Below are 5635 nucleotides of genomic sequence, written 5' to 3' on the forward strand. Positions count from 1 at the left end.
AGCAAGGAACATAAAGTGAACGGAATGACCACCACCGCCGTATGTTCCCCTCACCCTAACCCTCTCCCCGGAGGGGCGAGGGGATTGCTCAGTGCTCGCATTAATTTGTGGGGAACCCTCAGCCCACCGGGAGAGGGGATAAGGACAACATCACATCTCGATCTCTATATCGCCTTTTGCCCGGCAGCAGCAGGGCAAAATTTCCCCTTCACTGATAAAGGCCAGCGGTTCGGTCAGCCAGTCTACCTGGCCTGCGACCAGACGGCAGCGGCAGGAGCCGCAGTAGCCTTCACGACACTGGTACTCGACTTCTACCTGATGCGCTTCAAGCGCCACCAGCAGAGAAGGGTGCTCTTCCTGGCACAACACCTCTGTACCCGAAAGGCTCAGCGTTACGCGGCTCATCAGAGCTGGAAATCGCTCAGGTCGTCGGTGTTGACTTCAGAATCAATCTGACCGACCAGGTAAGAACTCACTTCCACTTCCTGCGGCGCGACCTGCACGTTATCGGACACCAGCCAGGTGTTGATCCACGGGATTGGGTTAGAGCGCGTCTGGAACGGCAGGTCGAGACCGACGGCCTGCATGCGGATGTTGGTGATGTACTCAACGTACTGGCACAGAATGTCTTTGTTCAGGCCAATCATGGAGCCGTCGCGGAACAGGTAGTCTGCCCACTCTTTCTCCTGCTGGGCCGCCAGCACGAACAGGTCGTAGCATTCCTGTTTGCACTCTTCCGCAATTTCCGCCATCTCCGGATCGTCTGCACCGCTGCGCAGCAGGTTCAGCATATGCTGAGTCCCGGTCAGGTGCAGGGCTTCGTCACGGGCAATCAGACGGATAATTTTGGCGTTGCCTTCCATCAGTTTGCGCTCGGCAAACGCGAAGGAGCAGGCGAAGCTCACGTAGAAGCGGATTGCTTCCAGGGCGTTGACGCTCATCAGGCACAGATAGAGCTGTTTTTTCAGGGTCCGCAGGTTTACGGTGACGGTTTTACCGTTCACGTTGTGCGTACCTTCGCCCAGCAGATGCCAGTAGCTGGTCATCTCGATCAGTTCGTCATAGTAGTGCGCAATGCCTTCGGCGCGCTTCTGGATCTGTTCGTTGGTGACGATATCATCAAACACCACCGCCGGATCGTTAACGATGTTGCGGATGATGTGGGTGTAAGAGCGGGAGTGGATCGTCTCGGAGAACGCCCAGGTCTCAACCCAGGTTTCCAGCTCAGGAATCGAGATCAGCGGCAGCAGCGCCACGTTCGGACTACGACCCTGAATGGAGTCCAGCAGCGTCTGGTATTTCAGGTTGCTGAGGAAGATGTGCTTTTCGTGTTCCGGCAGCGCCTGGAAATCGATACGGTCGCGGGAAACGTCAACTTCTTCCGGACGCCAGAAGAAAGAGAGTTGCTTTTCAATCAGCTTTTCGAAGATGTCATATTTTTGCTGATCGTAGCGTGCCACGTTGACCGGCTGGCCGAAGAACATCGGCTCTTTGAGCTGGTCGTTTTTCGTCTGTGAAAAGGTGGTATATGCCATTGCGGTGAGTCCTGTGGTGTTATTTCCCCTCACCCCGGCCCTCTCCCACAGGGAGAGGGGGAAAGAGTTCCCTCTCCCTGTGGGAGAGGGTTAGGGTGAGGGAATTTATTAGATCTTACATGCGCCGCTTTCGCAGCCATCGTCCTGAATTGACGGCGCCAGGTCGTCCTGGGCGTCTTCCGCACCATCACGGGTGTTGTGATAGTACAGCGTTTTCACGCCAAATTTGTAGGCGGTGAGCAGGTCTTTCAGCAGTTGCTGCATCGGAACCTTGCCTGACGGGAAGCGCGTCGGGTCGTAGTTGGTATTGGCAGAGATCGACTGGTCGATAAACTTCTGCATGATACCCACCAGTTGCAGGTAGCCATCGTTGTTTGGCATTTCCCACAGCAGTTCGTAGTTGTTGCCCAGCGTTTCGTAATCCGGTACCACCTGACGCAGCACGCCGTCTTTCGACGCTTTGATGCTGACGTGGCCGCGCGGTGGCTCAATACCGTTGGTGGCGTTGGAGATCTGCGAAGAGGTCTCGGACGGCATCAGGGCAGAGAGCGTGGAGTTACGCAGGCCGTGAGTTTTAATGGACTCGCGCAGGCCTTCCCAGTCGAGGTGCAGCGGCTCGCTGACAATCGCATCCAGGTCTTTTTTGTAGGTGTCGATCGGCAAAATGCCTTTCGCGTAGGTGGTTTCATTGAACCACGGGCACGCGCCTTGCTCTTTCGCCAGCTCGTTGGAGGCTTTCATCAGGTAGTACTGAATGGCTTCGAACGTCTGGTGCGTCAGATTGTTGGCGCTGCCGTCGGAGTAACGCTTGCCGTTTTTCGCCAGCCAGTAGGCGAAGTTGATCACGCCGATACCTAAAGTGCGACGGCCCATTGCGCCGCGTTTTGCCGCCGGGATTGGGTAATCCTGGTAGTCCAGCAGGGCGTCGAGCGCACGAACCGCCAGCACGGCCAGCTCTTCCAGCTCGTCCAGGCTCTTAATCGCACCCAGGTTGAACGCAGAGAGCGTACACAGGGCGATTTCACCATTTTCATCGTTCACATCGTCCAGCGGTTTGGTCGGCAGGGCGATCTCCAGGCACAGGTTGGACTGGCGCACTGGCGCAACCACCGGATCGAACGGGCTGTGGGTGTTGCAGTGGTCAACGTTCTGGATGTAGATACGGCCGGTAGAGGCACGTTCCTGCATCATCAGGGAGAACAGATCGACCGCCTTCACGCGCTGCTTGCGGATGCTGTCGTCTTTTTCGTATTTGGTGTACAGACGCTCGAATTCGTCCTGATCGGCGAAGAACGCGTCGTACAGACCCGGGACGTCGGATGGGCTGAACAGGGTGATATCTTCACCTTTCAGCAGGCGGGTGTACATCAGCTTGTTGATCTGCACGCCGTAGTCCATGTGACGCACGCGGTTGCCTTCCACGCCGCGGTTGTTCTTCAGAACCAGCAGGCTTTCCACTTCCAGGTGCCACATTGGGTAGAACAGGGTGGCAGCGCCACCGCGCACGCCGCCCTGAGAGCAGGATTTTACTGCCGTCTGGAAGTGCTTGTAGAACGGGATACAGCCGGTGTGGAACGCTTCACCGCCGCGGATCGGGCTGCCCAGCGCACGGATACGACCAGCGTTGATGCCGATACCAGCACGCTGGGAGACGTATTTTACGATGGCGCTGGAGGTCGCGTTGATGGAATCCAGGCTGTCACCACACTCGATCAGTACGCAGGAGCTGAACTGACGGGTAGGGGTACGCACGCCAGACATGATTGGCGTAGGCAGAGAAATCTTGAACGTAGAGACCGCATCGTAGAAACGCTTCACGTAGTCCAGACGGGTTTCACGTGGATAATTAGAGAACAGGCAGGCGGCCACCAGAATATAGAGGAACTGGGCGCTCTCGTAGATTTCGCCCGTCACACGGTTCTGAACCAGGTATTTGCCTTCGAGCTGCTTCACCGCCGCGTAGGAGAAGTTCATGTCGCGCCAGTGATCGATAAACCCGTTCATCTGCTCGAACTCTTCTTCCGTATAGTCTTCCAGCAGATGCGTGTCGTATTTGCCCAGCTCAACCATTTTCACTACGTGATCGTAAAGCTTCGGCGGCTCGAACTGGCCGTAGGCTTTCTTACGCAGGTGGAAAATCGCCAGACGCGCAGCGAGGTACTGATAATCCGGTGCGTCGCGGGAGATCAGATCTGCCGCTGCTTTGATAATGGTTTCGTGGATATCAGACGTTTTGATGCCGTCGTAGAACTGAATGTGAGAACGCAGTTCGACCTGGGATATAGATACGTTGTTCAGTCCTTCTGCTGCCCAGTCGAGAACTCGATGGATTTTGTCCAGATTGATACGCTCGGTAGTACCGTCGCGCTTTGTCACCAGCAGACTCTGATTCATGTGGGTTTTTACCTGTCCGTGAAATAAAAAAATATCCCCCGCTTATCCACAGAACCGCCTTGTGACTAACTCTGTGGATAAATACTACATATAGGGGTTTTGCGATAAGAAGAACGCTATATGGTGAGTATTCTAGTATCGAATCTTTTCAGCACAAGGGTTGATTTTGACGTTAAATTGAGGTTGTGAAAGGGTAAAAAAGGCTAAGTCCTCGTACCGTAAGGCCTGGAAGAGATGTCAATATTCCAGAAAAAAAATTCAAAATTTGATCGAGTGCTGATTTCTTCAACGGGAGGTCAGAATTGCGCAACATGATGTCGCGCAATCTTTATAAGAATAACGAATGACGTTAGTCGTTTTTGGCGGTTGTGTGCAACATATAGTTAACATCCACGCCCGGGGCAAGTTTGAATTTATCCGTCAGAGGATTGTAGTGCAGACCCGTCATGTGCTGCTCCTTAAGCCATGTCTGGTCAACCCAGCCCAGCAGTTCGGCAGGCTTGATGAACTTCTTCACGTCGTGCGTCCCTTTCGGCACCATGCGCAGCACATATTCCGCGCCTACCACGGCCATCAGCCAGGCTTTGCCGTTGCGGTTGATGGTCGAGAAGAAGACCTGTCCACCCGGTTTCACCAGTTTTGCACAGGCGCTGACGACCGACTGCGGATCGGGAACGTGCTCCAGCATCTCCATGCAGGTCACCACGTCATACTGGTGCGCATGTTTAGCCGCGTGCTCTTCCACGGTTTCCTGGACATATTCTACCTGTACGCCGGACTCCAGCGCATGAAGACGCGCAACCTGTAGAGGTTCGAAGCCCATGTCCAGACCGGTGACGGTGGCCCCTTCGCGCGCCATGCTTTCCGCCAGGATGCCGCCGCCGCAGCCGACGTCGAGCACTTTCTTACCGAACAGACCGCCGGAACGCTCCGCGATATAGCCCAGACGTAGCGGGTTAATACGATGCAGAGGTTTGAACTCACCTTCGAGATCCCACCAGCGGGACGCCACCGCTTCAAATTTGGCAATCTCTTCGTGGTCAACGTTGTGAGCCACCGGGGATTTTTCGGCATTCATGGGCGCTTTTACTCCTTATTTAGCAAGACAAATGAGTATATCAGGCAATCCCTGTGAATAAAGCGTATAGGTTTACCTGTATCACCGCGGCTGTGTTATAATTTGCGACCTTTGAATCCGGGATACAGTAGAGGGATAGCGGTTAGATGAGCGACCTTGCGAGAGAAATTACACCGGTTAACATCGAGGAAGAGCTGAAAAGCTCCTATCTGGACTATGCGATGTCGGTCATTGTTGGCCGTGCGCTGCCGGACGTCCGCGATGGCCTGAAGCCGGTACACCGTCGCGTACTATACGCCATGAACGTATTGGGCAATGACTGGAATAAAGCCTACAAAAAATCTGCCCGTGTCGTTGGTGACGTAATCGGTAAATACCATCCCCATGGTGATTCCGCGGTGTACGACACCATTGTCCGTATGGCGCAGCCTTTCTCGCTGCGTTACATGCTGGTAGATGGTCAGGGTAACTTTGGTTCTATCGACGGCGACTCCGCCGCGGCAATGCGTTATACGGAAATCCGTCTGGCGAAGATTGCCCATGAGCTGATGGCTGACCTGGAAAAAGAGACGGTTGATTTCGTTGATAACTACGACGGCACGGAAAAAATTCCTGACGTTATGCCAAC

5 protein-coding genes are annotated in these 5635 nt (G+C 54.5%); 1 reads left to right on the top strand and 4 read right to left on the bottom strand.

The window, feature by feature from the left end:
- Positions 1-150 precede the first annotated feature (150 nt).
- From yfaE to ubiG, 4 genes are all read right to left on the bottom strand, one after another.
- A complete protein-coding gene (gene yfaE, locus HP459_RS20715) occupies positions 151-405 on the bottom strand; it encodes a class I ribonucleotide reductase maintenance protein YfaE (protein ID WP_003859419.1) in 255 nt (84 codons plus the stop codon).
- Positions 405-1535: a class Ia ribonucleoside-diphosphate reductase subunit beta gene (gene nrdB / locus HP459_RS20720; protein ID WP_022648802.1), complete on the bottom strand. Its 1131-nt coding sequence runs from the start codon at positions 1533-1535 to the stop codon at positions 405-407. The genes yfaE and nrdB overlap by 1 nt, the downstream gene beginning before the upstream one ends.
- A 108-nt stretch (positions 1536-1643) precedes the next feature.
- Entirely contained in the window at positions 1644-3929 is a 2286-nt protein-coding gene (nrdA, locus tag HP459_RS20725; protein ID WP_023300610.1) for a class 1a ribonucleoside-diphosphate reductase subunit alpha, read from the bottom strand.
- Positions 3930-4278: 349 nt separating this feature from the next.
- Positions 4279-5007, bottom strand: coding sequence for a bifunctional 2-polyprenyl-6-hydroxyphenol methylase/3-demethylubiquinol 3-O-methyltransferase UbiG (gene ubiG, locus HP459_RS20730; protein ID WP_006811346.1), 729 nt, complete (start codon positions 5005-5007; stop codon positions 4279-4281).
- 146 nt (positions 5008-5153) lie between these two features.
- Here ubiG and HP459_RS20735 point away from each other — a divergent pair.
- Positions 5154-5635 (top strand): DNA gyrase subunit A (locus HP459_RS20735; RefSeq protein WP_301541002.1); only part of this gene is annotated, 482 nt, incomplete at its 3' end.

It is taken from the genome of Enterobacter sp. CM29 (genome assembly GCF_013179605.1).
Classification (GTDB): Bacteria; Pseudomonadota; Gammaproteobacteria; order Enterobacterales; family Enterobacteriaceae; genus Enterobacter; species Enterobacter intestinihominis.